This window comes from Paenibacillus lignilyticus, assembly GCF_017942085.1.
GTDB lineage: Bacteria > Bacillota > Bacilli > Paenibacillales > Paenibacillaceae > Paenibacillus_Z > Paenibacillus_Z lignilyticus.
In genome coordinates this window covers 166896-182951 of sequence record NZ_JAGKSP010000006.1, presented here as the reverse complement: position 1 = coordinate 182951, position 16056 = coordinate 166896, and the positions used below count along the sequence as shown (strand labels likewise).

Genomic DNA, 16056 nt, shown 5'->3' with positions numbered 1-16056 from the left:
GTATCATACACCGCCCGCCATAGACGCCGCAACCTGTCGCACTTAACTTTCCATGTTTGCTTTGTGACGGATTTCATCAAACTAACAGTACTTTTCGTTCGAATCCTAAGGAGGTGTATTCCACTTGAGTACAACTGTGCTTGATCGACCGCCCGCGAACACAAGAGCGGTTCACGAGTCCTTTATTCCGGAACTTGTTTATTTCGAACCTGCCGCGCTTGACTACCCTAAAGGTCAACGCATATTGGAATGGGTGAAGTCCATCGGCATTCCGTACAAAATGACGACTTCTCATAACCGCATTACCAATTTACCCGGTGAAACCGAACTGGAGCAGTATAAAATTGCAAAAAGAACCCTCGTCGTCGGCATCCGTAAAACGTTGAAATTCGATACGTCCAAGCCATCGGCTGAATACGCCATTCCCATCGCCACCGGCTGCATGGGTCACTGCCATTATTGTTACCTTCAAACGACGCTTGGCGCCAAACCATATATCCGCATCTACGTGAATACCGATGATATCATGCAAGCCGCCAAAGCTTATATCGATGAACGCATTCCGGAAATTACGAGGTTCGAAGCCGCTTGTACCTCCGATCCGGTTGGCCTTGAGCCGATTTCGGGCAGCTTGCGTGAGCTCATAACGTTCATGGCCGGACAAGAGTATGGCAGGCTTCGTTTCGTCACGAAATATCACTATGTCGATTCCCTGCTCGATATTAAACATAACAATCATACCCGCATTCGTTTCAGCGTCAATGCCAATTATGTAATCAAGAACTTTGAGCCTAACACTTCTCGATTTGAACAGCGCATTGAAGCTGCAGCCAAAATCGCCCGAGCCGGTTATCCGCTCGGCTTCATCATTGCGCCGATTATCTGGCACGACGGCTGGCAAGAGGGTTATGCGGAACTCCTCTCTTCCCTTGCCGCCGCCCTTCCGAAGGATGCCTCGTCGAATTTGACCTTCGAGCTCATTCAGCATCGCTTCACGAAAACAGCGAAGAACGTTATCGAGAAACGATACCCCAAGACTAAGCTTGAAATGGACATCGAGAAGCGCAAATACAAATGGGGCCGGTGGGGACAAGGCAAATATGTATATCCCGATGAACAAGCAGAAGCGCTCCGCATGTTTATCTCGGAGCGCATCTTTGAACATTTTGAAGATGCTAAGATTGAGTATTTCACTTGATGGTTTAAACGGGAAGCTTCAGAACGAAGGGATGTGCCTGCGGCCGCTGTTGATAGGGGGTTATTCCGGATTAGGTTTTAAGGTGATATCCCCCTATCAAAGGCGGCACGTAAACTCTCCGGTCACAATCCCTTCTTATCTTACGTCCCGTGAAAAACGGTAACTTAAAGTACTCCTAGAACTTCAGCCAATCCGGCGTGATGGTGTTCAGCCAGATCGTGATCTTCGTCATCCGGTCGGTGAAGAGCAGCACGCCCATAAGCAGCATGACGGCGCCGCCTATTTTCATCATGATGGCGGAATACCGTACGATCCATCTTGTTGAGCCGATGAAGAAGGCCAGTACGAAGAATGGGATCGCAAACCCGAGCGCGTATGCGGTCGTGAGCTGGAACCACGTTCCCGGCTCGGAAGCAGCCATTAACAGGATACTGGCCAGAATCGGACCTGTACATGGCGACCAGCCTGCGGAGAAGCCGATACCGAAGATGAAGGATGCAAAGTAACCGGAACGGTTGGTTTTGAGCGGTATTTTCATTTCGCGCAGCAATAATTTCGGCTGAATCAGTCCCATTAAGATAAGGCCCATCAGAATGATAAGGACGGCAGAGAGCTGTCGAATAAGCGTTTGATACTCGGAGAACAGTTCCGCGAATGCATTGGTGCCATAACCCAGCGTGTAATAAACGACCGAAAAACCTAAGATGAAGAAGAACGTATGGGACATCGTGCGAATCCGGACTTCCTTGCCGGGATGCTCGTTCTTCAAATCGCTTACGGATACACCGGTTATATAGGATAAATACGACGGGTATAGCGGCAGGCAGCACGGAGAAATAAAGGAAGCGATCCCTGCTCCGAACGCAGCCCAAATCGATACGTCAGACATATGTACAACACCTCCATCTTCATCCTGCGCTGAATTTCCGTCTGATGGAAAGAAGCAGCAATAGCATAACAATAAGCAGCATAACGATCGTACCGCCCGGTGCCAGGTTCCATACGCCTGCAACCAGCAACCCGATTGTAACGGCAAGCTCTGCGATGACGACAACCGTGACTACGGATTGCCGGAAACTTCTGGCGATGATTAAGCTGCAAGCCGCCGGAATGGTAAGCAGCGCGGACACGAGCAATGCACCGACGATCTTGATTGAAACGCTGATAACGAGTGCCGTGAGCACACTGATCATGAAATTGAAATAACGTGTCGGCAAACCGCTTACAGCTGCAGCATCTTCGTCGAAGGTGAGCAGAAACAATTCTTTTGCGTGAAGTGCAACAGCGAGCAATACTATGACGGTTACGACTCCGATTAATATGAGATCCACGGAATCAAGCGTATAAATACTGCCGAACAAATATCCGCTTACACTGACGTTAAAGCCTTTGCCCATTGTAAAAAGCAAAGATGCAAGCGCTACTCCGCCCGACATAATGATGGCGATCGACAGCTCCGCATAGGTCTTGTACGCTTTGCGCAGCTTCTCAATGGCGAACGTGGCGGCAAGCGCGAATAGGAGTCCCATCGCAACAGGGTATACACCGATCAGAAAACCCAGTGCAACCCCCGCTATCGATACATGCGCTAACGTATCCCCGATCATGGAGAGCCTTCGCAAGACAAGAAAAAGGCCCATAAGCGGGGCCGTGATACCAATGAGTACGCCCCCGATCAGCGCCCTCTGAAAAAATTCACTCGTTACGATATCCACCTAAACGCCTACTTTCCCTCTCTCCATGGAATGACGCAGCTCTCGCAAGCTGTGCGTCAAATTCGTTTCCACGCAATCCTCCAGATCGTGAGAATGCTTCACATAAAACTTGATTTTGCCGCATTGCTGCTTCGGCTGCTGACCTAAATAAGAACGGATCATCTCCATATCATGCGAAACCATCAGGAACGTAATGTTATGGTGCTGATGCATATGTTTGATCAGGTGGAAGAACCCTTCCTGTGTCTCGGAATCGATACCGACCGTCGGTTCGTCCAGGATGAGCAATGCGGGATTGTTGATGAGTGCGCGTGCCAGAAAAGCACGCTGTTGTTGGCCGCCGGACAGCTGCCCGATTCGTTTGCCGGCCAAATCCTCGATCTTCATCGCATGTAAGGCTTCATCGCACTTGAGGCTGTCCGCCTTCGATACCCGTTTAAACAACTTATTGCGGCTGTATAACCCGGATAACACGACCTCCCGCACGGTAGCCGGGAAGAGCGGATTAAATGAATTCTTTTGCGGTACATAGCCGATTCGGTTCCAATCTCTAAACTGCCCGATAGGCTCACCGAACAGCTTGATCGTCCCGCTTGTCGGTTTCATCAAACCTACAATCATTCGCAGCAATGTCGTCTTCCCTGCTCCGTTGGAGCCGATTAACCCCACGAAGTCCCGCTCCTGGATCGAAAAACAGACATCGTCGATGACCGGTTTTTGCTCATAGGCAAACGAGACATCGTTTAACTCTATGATCGGCTGATGGCACACAAATGGTTGTTGTTGCTGCTTTGTCTGCATCCTTGTTTCCTTCTTTCTATTGTAAGGCTTGAACTAGATTTTGCAAATTTGCCTTCATTAGAGAGAAATAATCTTCTCCCTTGGCTTCCTGCTCCGGCGTAAGCCCTTCAAGCGGGTTCAGCACCATCGTGCTGACGTTAGCTTCTCTGGCAAGCGTCTTTGCCAATTCATCGGATACCAGCTCTTCAAAGAAGATATATTTGATGCCATTGTCCTTTACATACTTCGCGATGCGAAGCAAATCCTGTGCTTTCGGCTCTGCATCAGGGGACAACCCCATTATAGCCACTTGTTTCAGTCCGTAATCACGGGCCAAATATCCAAACGCCTGGTGCGATGTCACAATATCCTTGCGTGGAGCTGCATTCAGCGCCTTCGTGTACGAGTCATCCAGCTCCGTTAGCTTCGTTTGCAGCTTAGCATAGTTGGCTTCGTAATCACTCTTGTGCGACTGGTCTGCTGCAACAAATTGATCCAATACGGTCTTCGCCATAATGAGCATGGATTTGGGGCTAACCCATGTATGAGGATCGACATGATGACTATGTTCATCATCATCGTGATCGTCATCGTGCCCCTCCGGATTGCCTGAGATTTTCACAATATCCTTGCTCGCTTCTACGGTCATTAACTTCGTATCGCTCGGCAACCCTTGCAAGAAATCATCGACCCAGCCTTCCAAACCTGCACCGTTATACAGAAACAGTTGTGCCTTCGACGCCGTATCCAAGTCACGGCTCTTCGGGCTCCAATCATGCGGCTCTACGCCGGCCGGTATCATATTAATGACATTCGCGCCGCTTCCCCCGATTTGCTCCGCGAGGAAGTAAAGCGGGTAGAAACTTGTTACAACATTCAGCTTGCCCTCGACCAGCTTGCCTTGCGATGCGGAACCGCAGCCGGCGAGTATAAAAACAAGAAATGCCAGCGTAATCGCTGACAGCGCCATCGGACGGAATAATTTCAAAACCATGAGTTCTGTGCACCTCAACCTCTCATAATCGTAAACATTACAATTTGATTATATAGACGCCTATATGCCCTGTCAACAAGCAACCGCCGGAGCATAGCGCTCCGGCGGTCCATCGTTCATGCTTATTTCACAATTGCACCGTTAGGCATATCATCAGGCACGGTTGCCAATGTCAATTGATCGCCGTGCGAAGCGGCAAGAATCATGCCTTGCGACATTTCGCCGCGCAGCTTAACCGGCTTCAGGTTGGTTACGCAAATGACTTTGCGTCCTACAAGCTGCTCCGGCGTGTAGAATTTGGCGATTCCGGAAACAACTTGGCGTTTCTCGAAACCTAGGTCCAGCTGCAGCTTCAGAAGTTTATCCGCCTTCGGAATCGGCTCGGCAGCCAATACTTGCGCGACTCGCAGCTCTACCTTGGCAAACTCATCAATGGCAATTTCTTCTTTCGCTGCCGGTGCTTCTGTCTCCACTAGAGCTGCCGGAGCTGCCACAGTTTCAGCTGCCGCCGGCTCTGAGGCAGCTTCCGCAGATGCAGTACCGCCGCCCATAGAGATGGCGATAAACGAAGTCTCCTCCGCTACGTCGAGGCGCGGGAAGATCGGATCGCCCTTCGCTACTTTCGTGCCGCCCGGGAATTGGCCGAATTGCTTCGTGCTGTTCCAATCGGTCAGCGCACCCTCTGTAAGTCCAAGCTGCGCGCGGATCTTAAGCGGCGCATTTGTCAGGAACGGCTGCAGCAGAATGGAGATGATACGGAGCGATTCTGCCAAGTGATGCATAACAGAAGCAAGCTCTCCGCGTTTCTCTTCGTTCTTAGCGAGTGTCCATGGCTGCGTTTCATCAATATATTTGTTCGTGCGGCTGACAAGCTGCCAAATCGCGGTAAGGGCCACGGAGAACTCCATGCGCTCCATTGCCGCTTCAACCTGCTCTGCCGTGCCAACCGCAAGTGTAGACAATGTTTCATCGAACGGCGTTACGGTACCGTCGTAAGCCGGAACGTTACCGCCGAAATATTTATCAATCATCGCTATAGTCCGGTTCAACAGGTTGCCGAGATCATTCGCAAGGTCAAAGTTGATCCGTTCCACGAAGTTCTCGGGTGTGAACGTACCATCCGCACCGAACGGCACTTCGCGAAGCAAGTAATAACGAAGCGCGTCGAGGCCATAACGGTCGATCAAGGTTACCGGATCAACGACATTGCCTTTGGACTTGGACATTTTGCCATCCTTTATAAGAAGCCATCCGTGCGCGAAGACTTTCTTCGGAAGAGGCAAATCCAGCGCCATCAGCATAATCGGCCAGTAGATGGTGTGGAACCGCACGATCTCTTTACCGACCAAGTGTACGTCTGCCGGCCAGAACTTGTCGTACCGGCTCTGATTGTCCGAACCATAGCCCAGCGCCGTAATGTAGTTCGACAGCGCATCGATCCAAACATACACGACATGCTTGGGATCGCCTTTTACTTTAACGCCCCAATCGAAGGTCGTACGGGAAACCGCCAAGTCTTCAAGGCCCGGCTTGATGAAGTTGTTGATCATTTCGTTCTTGCGGGATTCCGGCTGAATAAATTCCGGATTCTCTTCGTAGAACTGCAGCAAACGATCCGCGTATTTGCTCATCCGGAAGAAATAACTCTCTTCCTTCACCAGCTCAACCGGCCGGCCGCAATCCGGACAGTTGCCGTTTACCAGCTGACGCTCCAAGAAGAACGATTCACACGGCGTGCAATACAAGCCTTCATAGTTCCCTTTATAGATATCGCCCTGCTGCAGCAGCTGATCGAAGATTTGCTCTACGACCGCTTTATGGCGGTCTTCGGTTGTACGGATGAAATCATCATTCGAAATATCAAGCTTCTTCCACAGTTCTTTAATCGTCACCACGATATCGTCAACAAACTGCTGAGGCGTCTTGCCTTTCTCCTGCGCTTTGCGTTCGATCTTCTGGCCGTGCTCGTCAGTACCCGTCAAATACCAAACGTCATAACCGCGCAGCCGCTTGTAGCGAGCCATCGCATCACCGGCTACCGTCGTATACGCGTGACCGATATGGAGCTTATCGCTCGGATAATAAATGGGTGTCGTAATGTAAAAGGATGGTTTCGTCGTTTCACTCATTGTTTCTCGTCTCCTTGTTCGGGTTAGTCTGAATCATAAACGCAAAAAAAGCTTCCATCCACTATGGGACGAAAGCTTGTCGCTAACGCGGTACCACCCAATTTTCTCTCCCCGACATGCTGCTCCGGAGAAAGCTTCATTAGAACCATCCGCCTGCACGTGCACAGCGATGGCCTTCAAACCGATAACGAGGTCAGTCGCCGCACCCTTACTTCAGCTTCCAATCAGCTGAGCGCTCGAGCACGAATTCTCCCGGACCATTTTCCAAAAGCTGTACCTTGCCGGCTTCCACCTGTCCCGGCTCTCTGGTTAGGTCATCTCTCTTGTACTTATCCGTTCATCGAACATCCTATTGGTAATGCTTCTCTTGCGAAAACTATACCGAATCTTGCGTATCACTGTCAAGGCCGGCAGACGCCTGCCTCTCGCGTTCTTCGCGGGTCTGCGGCACATAATCGATCCCTCCGGGATGAAAGGGGTGACAGCGGCAAATGCGTTTGGCTGCCAGCCAGCTTCCGCGAAGCGGACCATGCTTATCGATTGCTTCCAGCGCGTAGGCGGAACAGGTCGGATAGAAACGGCAGGTTGGCGGCTTGATCGGCGAAATAAACCGGCGGTATACGTGAATCGGTGCTTTTATGATTGCTCGCATGGCCGCTGCCTCCTTTTATTCTATTTTGACCGAATTTCATCTTAACGTCAATTTAACATGTATATATTCCCCTCCCACACTAGCAATGTCGTAATTTTATAGTTAATATGTCATAGTAACGTATTTAACAGCGGTTTCAATTGTGTTAGGGTTAAACCATGTCGCATAATCAGAGCACAAAAAACTGCGATCGCACGACATCTTCACCCAAATTCAAGCACTTAACAGGAGGAATTTCTAGATGATTCGCGTAGGAATGCTTAGCTACTGGCACGTACATGCCTGGGATTACACCAAACAAGTTCAAGAAAATCCAAACACAGAGATCGTAGCTGTATGGGACGAGCTGCCAAACCGCGGTCAAGAAAATGCGGACAAACTGGGCGTACAATTCATCGCTGACCTGGATGAGCTGCTTGCTCGCACAGATATCGACGCTGTAGTTGTAGATACACCGACAAACATGCACCGCGACGTAATGGTGAAAGCTGCGCGCGCCGGCAAACATATTTTCACAGAGAAAGTCATCGCTCCAACGCTTAGCGAAGTAAACGAAATTATCGCAGCTGTTAATGAAGCAGGCGTGAAATTGACCGTTTCCCTTCCGCGCATCAACGATTCTTACACACTTGCTGCACAAGAAGTGCTTAGCCAAGGCCTGCTTGGCGATTTGACTCAAGTGCGCGTTCGCTTGTCCCACAACGGTGCGACAGCCGGCTGGCTTCCTGAGCATTTCTATAACCTGGAGCAATGCGGCGGCGGCGCTCTGATCGATCTGGGCTGCCACCCGGTTTACCTGACTCGTTTGTTCCTCGGCTTGCCTGAGAGCGTTAATGCGACTTTCGGTCACGTTACGGGCAAAGAAGTCGATGACAACACCGTTACGACTTTGCGTTATGCAAACGGCGCATTCGGTATCGCGGAAGCGGGCTTCGTTAACGCGTGCTCCCCATTCTGCTTCGAAATCCATGGAACAGACGGATCGCTGCTATACGGCTTCCCGGACAATGCGGTTCGCGTACGCAGCACGAAATCGGATTCGCCGCAAGAGTGGGTAACGATCGACCAACCGGCTAACCGCATTCCTGCTTTCGATCAATGGGTAGGTCATATCTTGAATGACACAACTGCCGATGAGAACATCGCGCTTGCGATCGACTTGACGAAAATCATGGAAGCTTCCACGATTTCCGAGAACGAGAAACGTTCGGTATCTCTCTCCGAGCTGAAAAACTAACACGATTCCGAAGAAGGAGGTGGCAGCGCCTTGGCTAAACCGTTTACGTACTCCATCATGGCAACTCGCAGTGATGAGATAGATCGGCTGGACATTCAGTTCCGCTGGGGAGGGTATGGCTTTCGCGTACTTCGCTGCCATCTCGCTACCTTCTCTCCGGGCAAAATCGTTCGTTTCCACAAGCATTCGGAATACGAGTTTCATTTTATTCCCCGCGGCAAAGGTACTGTCATTATGGAAGACACGGTCCACCAGCTGCATGAAGGGCTGTTTTATTTAACCGGCCCGAATGTCCTCCATCAGCAAGAAGCGGATGCCCGCGAAGCGATGGATGAGCTGTGCCTGCATATTGATATCGTGCCGATTCCCGAAAGTGATGATGAGGAAAGCTGGGGAGATCCCTGGGAACGCCATGAAGCGGAGAATTGTATTCAAGCGCTTAATAACCTGCCGCTGCGTCCGCATGTCGACCAGTACAATGCAATGTCTTGGTTCCTGTCGGCTTACCGCGCTTGGACGGAAGGACAGCCCGGCGCTTTCTCTTCGATCAAGCAATCGATCATTCAGATCTTGCTTCGCGCATCACGGATGTCGTCGGTTCCTAACGCTACGTTCAAACCGCCGTCAAGGAATATGAATGAGCATCGGTTTCGGATTGCCACGCAGTTTATTCATGATAACTATGCGCAGCCATTAACTCTTCAAGAGGTAGCTGAACGTATTCCGATCAGTGCAAGGCAGCTGCAGCGGATCTTCCGCGAGCAGGGTGAAGAATCTTTCAGTGCGTATTTGGAGAATTACCGGCTCTCTCAAGTATGCTCCGCGATTATTGAAGGTCAGAATCCGATTGAGCATATCGCGCTTGAGCATGGTTTTGCGAGCAGCAATTATTTGTATTATGTCTTTAAGAAGCGGTTCAATATGACGCCGAGACAGTTCCGCATTCAGCATACGTCGGTGAAATCGTCCGGATTGGACGAGAAGTTAAAGGAGATGAATCGAAGTTGACCACTACGAAGCCTATTCGAATTGGAATTATCGGAAGCGGCGGTATCGCACATGCACATGTTCGTCAGTATAAACAGTTACCGGGCGTTGAAATTGTTGCAGTCGCAGATGTCATTCCAGGCAAAGCCAAACAATTTACGGAATCGCTCTCATTGACAGATACGCAAGCTTTTGACAGTCACCGCAGTATGCTGGAATTGGATCTGGACGGAGTCAGCATTTGTACGCCTAACGTGTCCCATCATGCCACTACAGTCGATTCCCTTCGTGCCGGCAAGCAAGTTCTCCTAGAGAAGCCGATGTCCGTAACCTTGGCAGAAGCTGTTGACATGGTGCAAACCGCCCGCGAAACAGACCGTATGCTGACAATCGGCTTTCAGCCGCGCTATGACCCTAACATGAAGCTGGTTCAGGACATCGTGCAATCCGGCAAGCTCGGCAACGTCTATTACGTCGAAACCGGCGGCGGACGCAGACGCGGCATGCCTGGCGGCACGTTCATCAGCAAAGCGCTCGCCGGTGCTGGCGCAATGGCGGATATCGGCTGCTACTCGCTTGATATGGCCTTGAACGCACTTGGCTACCCGCGCCCGCTTACCGTTTCGGCATTTACAAGCAATCATTTCGGTACCAATCCGCTCTATCATCCCGAAGCAAGCAAGTTTGAAGTGGAAGACTTCGGCGTTGCGATGGTCCGTTTCGAGAACGATCTCGTGCTTCAGTTCAAGATTTCTTGGGCGATGCATATGGATTCGCTCGGTTCCACGATCTTCCTTGGCACCGATGGCGGACTCAAAGTCAACCCTCACGGCTCGGGCAACTGGTCCGGCGTATGGGATGGCAAAGTCGGCAGCATGACTTTGTACCATGATTTCATGGGCCAACAAACGTCTACGCCTGTACCTGCCATTGAACACAATAAAGACCTGTTCTTCGAGAAAGTCCGTGACTTCGTGGATGCGATTCGCGAAGGCCGCCCTGCCCCGATTCCGGGCGAGCAAATTATGATTCAGCAAGCGATTATTGACGGCGTCATTCGTTCCGCGGAACTGCGCCGCGAAGTTGAAATCACACTGCCTTGGTAAGCTCATAAGCTGCCTGCGCATGACAAAAAAGCCTGCAAGCCAGGTACCCGCTCTACTTCAGAGCGTGCATCCAGCTTGCAGGCTTTTGTCTTACTTGCGGAATCCAGGCAATGGCAGGAACAGCATGGCAACAGGCAAGTTGCTGCCCGCAGCTAACGTGAATACCATCTCGACAGACTCTTCCGAATTGCCGGTGCGGTATAGAACGACCGCTTCCTTATTGTCCTTCAGAATCGTCTCGTTCGCGACGGTGACCACCTGACCATTAATCATAAAGGCTCCGGTATAGTACCCGCCTCTTGCATTCAAAGCAATTAGTGTATTAGGCGCTACATGCGGCAGACGCAGCTTATAAAGAACGCCGAAATTGCCGATGTTGTACTCTAATTGACCGCTTGTATCGTCAATGCCATCCAAATACGTATCCAGTTTCTTATCGCCGAGCATAATACGCTGCGGCGTTTCCCCTAGCGTATCATTCAGATCGATGTCGCGGTCTGCGTTGTAGAACGTCCCTCTGACATGCTTGCCGTCCCGCGGCATAATGGACAAGTTCGGCAGCTCTGCAATCGGGTTCTTGCCTGCGGCTACGACGACGATTTGGAATTTCAGCTCTTGGTCGGCGTAGATATCTGCATAAGCCGACAGAACTTCCATGATTTTCATCGGCGTTTTCGAAATTTCAGGAAGAATCTCTTTCGTTTCATGCGGTCTGATCGTCATCCATCTCGGAGAAGGATTCTCGCCGATTGACTTCAAGTAACGCACGGTAGAAAGCTTCCCGGTATTCACTACATACGGATCCGGACCGCCGATTCCGATCGAGCTGGTGTTTACATTAACCGGCGTGCCGTTGTTGTTTGTTGCAAGCAGATACATTTTGACCGGATAACCGATGTTGTTCACGTTGTGGAACATGAATCGTACTTGCCCCGTTAGCTGAGCCTCGTAAGCAATGCCCTCTTGAAGCAGCGTCTCCGGGCTGTTGCTGCGCACCATCTGAGCCGATTCCGATTGGAAAGTATACGTCAATGCCGGAATATTCAACACGGAATTGCTGTCTATACTGAATTTATCGCCAATTTTGGTGAACAATTTATTATATTCATCCCGTGTGTAGAGCACTTCCGACGTCACCGTGACCGTCTTCGTAACCGAATGAACCATGCCATGACGATCCTCTACCTCAAGCGTAACCTGCTTATCGCCTGCTTCGAAGAAGGCCTTGTCATTGCCTGTCCATGTACGACGAACAATATCGTTCTCGTCATCGGTACTTTGATCGATATAGGTGATATTCTCACCGATCCGATAGCTGGACCGCTCTGTGGTAAAGTCGGCAACGGGCGCCTCATTCGGCGGTCTGACATCGACGGTTACAGAGAATGGATCGCTCCATAAACCGTTAACATCTTGAACCTGTCTCGTAATGGTGTAGATCCCCGCTTCCGGGAATACATCCATGCGACCTTCATATCGATCATCGACGAATGGCGCGTCCGTATAGTTAATCGAACGATCGATATAAGCTACCGTTGTTTGTCCTGCGTAAATTTCAGTCGGCTGTACTTCGAAGAACGCTTTGGGCTTCTTCGGTACGACAACGGTGTTCCAAGATAATGTAATTTGCTTCCCTGCTGCTGCAATCGCGCTGTCCGTAAGTACGCCCCATGAACGAAGCGGTACCATGAGGGAACCATTCAGAATATACGGCTTCCCCGTTAACTTAACCGGCGTGCCGCCGCGATAAGCATACATGCTTCCAATCTTAAAACGAAGGACATTCGAAGAACCGGTTGCAATCGATTCCTTCTTCTTCGCATCATACGAAATGGTGTATCCGTAACGGGATGCGATGGAGCTAAACGGAATAAAAGTTGTATCTTTCACCGCGGTTACCGGTTGTGACGATTTGTATGACTTCCCATTATGCTTCATTACGTTACTTCCGATTTGCAAGATAAGCGTATCTGAAGCACCTTGAGCCGATGCCACTTCGCTAGTCAAGTTGGAGAAAGGGAATATCAGGAACGATAAGATCAGTATCCATTTCAACGATTTCATGCTGCGTCTCCTTTGTTCTCTCTTAGTTGCAGACAGCGTGTGTCGACGTGCGTGCTGCTGCTGTTTTGCCAGCCGCTCTTGTCACGTTAAACGTAACCCAGACTGGAAAAGTTGCGGGAGATTGGGAAGAGACAAGCTTTAGACACATCTGCGGAATCGTCGTTTAACCATTTACTCGCATGTTTATTAAGAAGAAAGTTGCCATTACTACAAATGCTATACTGGTAAATATAGCAACGATCATTCGGACTCTCTTGGCTTTGGCAAGCTTCATTTGATCCGATTGCTCCTTAGCTAACGTAACTGAACGATGAACAAATAAAAATACGATTGCGAGCGTTACAAATACCATGTTGGTTAAAAACCACAATTGCTGCCACATGCCTATACCTCTCCTAACCTTTCGCTTATGCATACTAGAGTAGACTAACGGAATCGGAGCGAGATTGCAAACATAGGCGGCTGCGATTATCATGAAGAAACGGCAATAATTGAAAAGGATGATGAATGAAATGGTGCTGCAAGCAACTTCAGAGACCGAGGTATTCCCAGGCTTTACCGCAACTGATTTTGATGTATTCGAGGTTCCGGGCTTAGAAGCCCGCATGTCGTTATTAATTGAACGGATCCGGCCGAAACTCCACGAGCTCGGCGAGCGGCTGTCGCCTTTCTTAACGGAGCTGTGCGGCGAGCCGATGTTCCCTCACGTTGCCAAACATGCCCGCAGAACGATCAATCCGCCGAATGATACATGGATTGCGTTCGCGCCGGGCAAGCGCGGTTACAAGATGTTCCCGCATTTCCAGATCGGACTGTTCGGCTCGCATCTCTTCGTGCAATTTGCCATTATTTACGAGTCGGATAACAAGTCAGTGTTTGCCGAGCACGCGCTGAACCAATTGGACGACATTGCCAAGCATATCCCCGCCCATTATGTCTGGTCCGGCAATCATATGGTGCCGGGCGGCGATACACAAGGTGAACTTGGCGCTGACGGCCTTGTACAGCTGCTCCAGCGTCTTCGCACGGTAAAAGCCTCCGAGGCGCTCTGCGGCGTCATTATCGACCGCAACGACCCTCTGCTGCTAGACGGCGAGGCGTTCATTAATAAAGTGAAGGAAACATTCACGACGGTACTGCCGCTTTATAAAATGTCCTTCTAAATCCGTTTAACTTCAACTTCAGGGCTGATTCCATCCTGTTCATCTCGATCGGGCCGGAGTCAGCCCTTCCCACTTCTCCTACGTCCCAGTCGGTATTCCTGCGGCGATAATGAGGTCCATCGCTTGAATTGCCTGCTGAATGCGCTTAATGAGGCAAAACCAAGCATTTCGCCGATCGTTTCCACAGCATGCCTGGATTGCACCAGCAGTTCCTCTGCTCTCCGCTGTTTCATCAGTCCCAAGAAGCGTTTGGGCGCAATGCCGTACACCTTCTTGAATACCTCGTTACAATGACTTCTGCTTATGAACAGTTGCTTCGCAATCTGATTTATTTCCAAGTCGGTGCCTATTGCCTCAAGCAGCTTCTGTTGAATCACATGGGCCAGCTCTACCTCGGAGGCGTGAAGCCGTTTGCGATTCGATTGAACGCCGTTGCCCGTCTGCATTGTTGTCAGTTGCAGCGCCTGCAGCACCAAGCGCTGAACAGAAAGTTGAATGCCGTACTTTGCGAGTACGCCGAAGCCATCTACATTCACGGGGAGTGCAGCGAGTTCAACGTCGGTTTCGGATGGGTCAATTCGCTTGATAAGGCCGAGAAGATCAGCGAACTCCTCCTGCAATCGCCCGAATCGCTGTGTCAGATGGACATAGTTCATATCTTTCAGCGCATGGGTCAGCTCCGGGTCTTCAATGCCGAAATGGACAGAGAAATACACGAACCCGCTGTTCGTTTCATTAATGGTACTGTGTTTGACCCCAGGACCGATCAGCAGCCAGTCCCCTGCAGACATCACCACAGACTCCCCGTGTATCCACTCCGAAAGCTGTCCGTTATAGCAATGCAGTAACTCATACCCGCTGTGCTCATGGAGCTGATAGGACCAACCGGCATCGACTTCCCTTAAATGGCAATCAGCCACCGCAATAACGCTGCGCAGCGTATGATAGTAAAATGGAATTACCATGGATGATCGACCCCTTTATCGTAAAATGATCAACTTAATGTATATCCGATGCATCGCACTCTATATTCTAACGACAAATGGTCAAATTGTAACGTGATATCGCCATAGTCTCCTCTCCTTCCATGACCGTACAATAGATGTATCAAGCACTAAGGGGAGAAGCCGCTATGAAGGTTCGTCTAAGTGAGGAACAGCTTCGATTTTATAAACGTCATCATTATGTTCATCTGAAGCATGTAGTTCCGGAGCCGGCTCTGGTGCTGGCAGAACGGATCATTAGCAAATGGGTCGATGAATTGGTGGAGTCCTGGTATGAACGCAAGCTGATTACCGATAAGAAACAAGAGCTGGACTTTCAGCATCGTCTCGTTCAGCTGTGGCATGATGCTGGCAAACCAAAGTACGGACGCAGCCCTCGTCGCGATCTTGTGGGCAGAGACATGTACGATTTCTTGAAAAATCCCGCGCTGCTCGATATTGCTGAGCAGCTGCTTGAAACGGATGAGGTATCCGTCCATGGCATTTTTAATGCCAGACCGAAGCTGCCCGATCAGAAGTGGACGGATACGCCGTGGCATCAGGACGCCCAATATTACCGTGACGCCGAGAATACCCATGTTGTGTCCATCTGGATGCCATTGCAGCGCGTAACCGAATATAACAGCTGTCTGCAGGTCGCGCCGGGATTCTTCGACCAAACGCTGCTGGATGGCGTTATCGACGAGGAGACGAACTTCCTGGGGCTTAAACGCGAGGATGCCGCGAAGCTTGTTGCGCTCTCCGTGGAAATGGAGCCTGGCGACGCCCTTTGTTTCACCCAGCTCCTCCCTCACCGGGCACTGCCGAACAAGTCGGATGCCGTGCGCTGGTCTATGGATATTCGCTATGAAGCAACTGCGTTGGCAACCGAGAGCGGCAAAGCGCAAGGTTTCATTGCCAGAAGTGCGGTGCAGCCTGAAAACGAAGCCTCTTATGAGCAGTGGTTGAGCCAGTGGACGGAAATTCCTGCGGGAAGCTATTGACCGAAACGTAAAAAAGCCTTACGTCTATGCAAGACGTAAGGCTT

The 16056-nt window shown here is 50.4% G+C and carries 15 protein-coding genes; 6 read left to right on the top strand and 9 right to left on the bottom strand.

Annotated elements, in window-relative coordinates; genetic code table 11:
• The first annotated feature begins 124 nt into the window (after window positions 1-124).
• The gene (gene splB / locus I8J30_RS16650) at window positions 125-1198 is read left to right on the top strand and encodes a spore photoproduct lyase (protein ID WP_210659584.1); all 1074 of its coding nucleotides are present in this window, start codon (window positions 125-127) and stop codon (window positions 1196-1198) included.
• Between the two features lie 175 nt (window positions 1199-1373).
• Here the strand turns inward: splB and I8J30_RS16645 are convergent, their stop codons facing one another.
• From I8J30_RS16645 to yidD, 6 genes are all read right to left on the bottom strand, one after another.
• Window positions 1374-2087, bottom strand: coding sequence for a cytochrome c biogenesis CcdA family protein (locus tag I8J30_RS16645; protein ID WP_210659582.1), 714 nt, complete (start codon window positions 2085-2087; stop codon window positions 1374-1376).
• A 19-nt stretch (window positions 2088-2106) separates the two neighbouring features.
• Window positions 2107-2913 (bottom strand): metal ABC transporter permease, encoded by an 807-nt coding sequence (locus I8J30_RS16640; protein ID WP_091219284.1) that lies wholly within the window; start codon window positions 2911-2913, stop codon window positions 2107-2109.
• Entirely contained in the window at window positions 2914-3714 is an 801-nt protein-coding gene (locus I8J30_RS16635; RefSeq protein ID WP_210659580.1) for a metal ABC transporter ATP-binding protein, read from the bottom strand.
• Between the two features lie 16 nt (window positions 3715-3730).
• A complete protein-coding gene (locus I8J30_RS16630) occupies window positions 3731-4687 on the bottom strand; it encodes a metal ABC transporter solute-binding protein, Zn/Mn family (protein ID WP_210659570.1) in 957 nt (318 codons plus the stop codon).
• 122 nt (window positions 4688-4809) lie between these two features.
• Window positions 4810-6816, bottom strand: a complete 2007-nt coding sequence (metG, locus tag I8J30_RS16625) for a methionine--tRNA ligase (protein WP_210659568.1) — start codon at window positions 6814-6816, stop codon at window positions 4810-4812.
• Window positions 6817-7192: 376 nt separating this feature from the next.
• On the bottom strand, window positions 7193-7468 hold the full coding sequence (gene yidD / locus I8J30_RS16620; RefSeq protein WP_210659565.1) for a membrane protein insertion efficiency factor YidD: 276 nt from the start codon (window positions 7466-7468) through the stop codon (window positions 7193-7195).
• Between the two features lie 241 nt (window positions 7469-7709).
• Between yidD and I8J30_RS16615 the strand changes: the two genes are divergently transcribed.
• Genes I8J30_RS16615 through I8J30_RS16605 form a run of 3 tightly spaced genes read left to right on the top strand, consistent with a single transcriptional unit; the run spans window position 7710 to window position 10798 of the window.
• Complete coding sequence (locus I8J30_RS16615; protein WP_091219297.1) at window positions 7710-8705, top strand: Gfo/Idh/MocA family protein; 996 nt, start codon at window positions 7710-7712, stop codon at window positions 8703-8705.
• Window positions 8706-8735: 30 nt separating this feature from the next.
• A complete protein-coding gene (locus I8J30_RS16610) occupies window positions 8736-9713 on the top strand; it encodes an AraC family transcriptional regulator (RefSeq protein ID WP_240548126.1) in 978 nt (325 codons plus the stop codon).
• Window positions 9710-10798, top strand: a complete 1089-nt coding sequence (locus I8J30_RS16605; protein WP_210659564.1) for a Gfo/Idh/MocA family protein — start codon at window positions 9710-9712, stop codon at window positions 10796-10798. The genes I8J30_RS16610 and I8J30_RS16605 overlap by 4 nt, the downstream gene beginning before the upstream one ends.
• A 90-nt stretch (window positions 10799-10888) precedes the next feature.
• Here the strand turns inward: I8J30_RS16605 and I8J30_RS16600 are convergent, their stop codons facing one another.
• Together I8J30_RS16600 and I8J30_RS16595 are read right to left on the bottom strand one after the other, a co-directional pair.
• Window positions 10889-12862 carry a stalk domain-containing protein gene (locus tag I8J30_RS16600; protein WP_210659562.1) on the bottom strand — a complete coding sequence of 658 codons (1974 nt, stop codon included), beginning with the start codon at window positions 12860-12862 and terminating at the stop codon, window positions 10889-10891.
• Window positions 12863-13025: 163 nt separating this feature from the next.
• Window positions 13026-13244 (bottom strand): hypothetical protein, encoded by a 219-nt coding sequence (locus I8J30_RS16595; protein ID WP_091219305.1) that lies wholly within the window; start codon window positions 13242-13244, stop codon window positions 13026-13028.
• A 130-nt stretch (window positions 13245-13374) separates the two neighbouring features.
• Between I8J30_RS16595 and I8J30_RS16590 the strand changes: the two genes are divergently transcribed.
• The gene (locus I8J30_RS16590) at window positions 13375-14025 is read left to right on the top strand and encodes a YktB family protein (protein ID WP_210659560.1); all 651 of its coding nucleotides are present in this window, start codon (window positions 13375-13377) and stop codon (window positions 14023-14025) included.
• Between the two features lie 59 nt (window positions 14026-14084).
• Here I8J30_RS16590 and I8J30_RS16585 read toward each other — a convergent pair whose 3' ends face one another.
• Window positions 14085-14990, bottom strand: coding sequence for a helix-turn-helix domain-containing protein (locus tag I8J30_RS16585; protein WP_210659557.1), 906 nt, complete (start codon window positions 14988-14990; stop codon window positions 14085-14087).
• Window positions 14991-15157: 167 nt separating this feature from the next.
• Here I8J30_RS16585 and I8J30_RS16580 point away from each other — a divergent pair, with 167 nt between their 5' ends.
• Entirely contained in the window at window positions 15158-16012 is an 855-nt protein-coding gene (locus I8J30_RS16580) for a phytanoyl-CoA dioxygenase family protein (protein WP_210659555.1), read from the top strand.
• Window positions 16013-16056 lie beyond the last annotated feature (44 nt).

What these genes read in the sequence shown, in the direction of transcription:
- I8J30_RS16615 (WP_091219297.1), top strand. Translation starts at nt 7,710, where the DNA reads ATGATTCGCGTAGGAATGCTTAGCTACTGGCACGTACATGCCTGGGAT.
- I8J30_RS16580 (WP_210659555.1), top strand. Translation starts at nt 15,158, where the DNA reads ATGAAGGTTCGTCTAAGTGAGGAACAGCTTCGATTTTATAAACGTCAT.
- I8J30_RS16590 (WP_210659560.1), top strand. Translation starts at nt 13,375, where the DNA reads ATGGTGCTGCAAGCAACTTCAGAGACCGAGGTATTCCCAGGCTTTACC.
- I8J30_RS16630 (WP_210659570.1), bottom strand. Translation starts at nt 4,687, where the DNA reads ATGGTTTTGAAATTATTCCGTCCGATGGCGCTGTCAGCGATTACGCTG.
- I8J30_RS16600 (WP_210659562.1), bottom strand. Translation starts at nt 12,862, where the DNA reads ATGAAATCGTTGAAATGGATACTGATCTTATCGTTCCTGATATTCCCT.
- yidD (WP_210659565.1), bottom strand. Translation starts at nt 7,468, where the DNA reads ATGCGAGCAATCATAAAAGCACCGATTCACGTATACCGCCGGTTTATT.
- I8J30_RS16635 (WP_210659580.1), bottom strand. Translation starts at nt 3,714, where the DNA reads ATGCAGACAAAGCAGCAACAACAACCATTTGTGTGCCATCAGCCGATC.
- I8J30_RS16585 (WP_210659557.1), bottom strand. Translation starts at nt 14,990, where the DNA reads ATGGTAATTCCATTTTACTATCATACGCTGCGCAGCGTTATTGCGGTG.
- I8J30_RS16645 (WP_210659582.1), bottom strand. Translation starts at nt 2,087, where the DNA reads ATGTCTGACGTATCGATTTGGGCTGCGTTCGGAGCAGGGATCGCTTCC.
- metG (WP_210659568.1), bottom strand. Translation starts at nt 6,816, where the DNA reads ATGAGTGAAACGACGAAACCATCCTTTTACATTACGACACCCATTTAT.
- I8J30_RS16595 (WP_091219305.1), bottom strand. Translation starts at nt 13,244, where the DNA reads ATGTGGCAGCAATTGTGGTTTTTAACCAACATGGTATTTGTAACGCTC.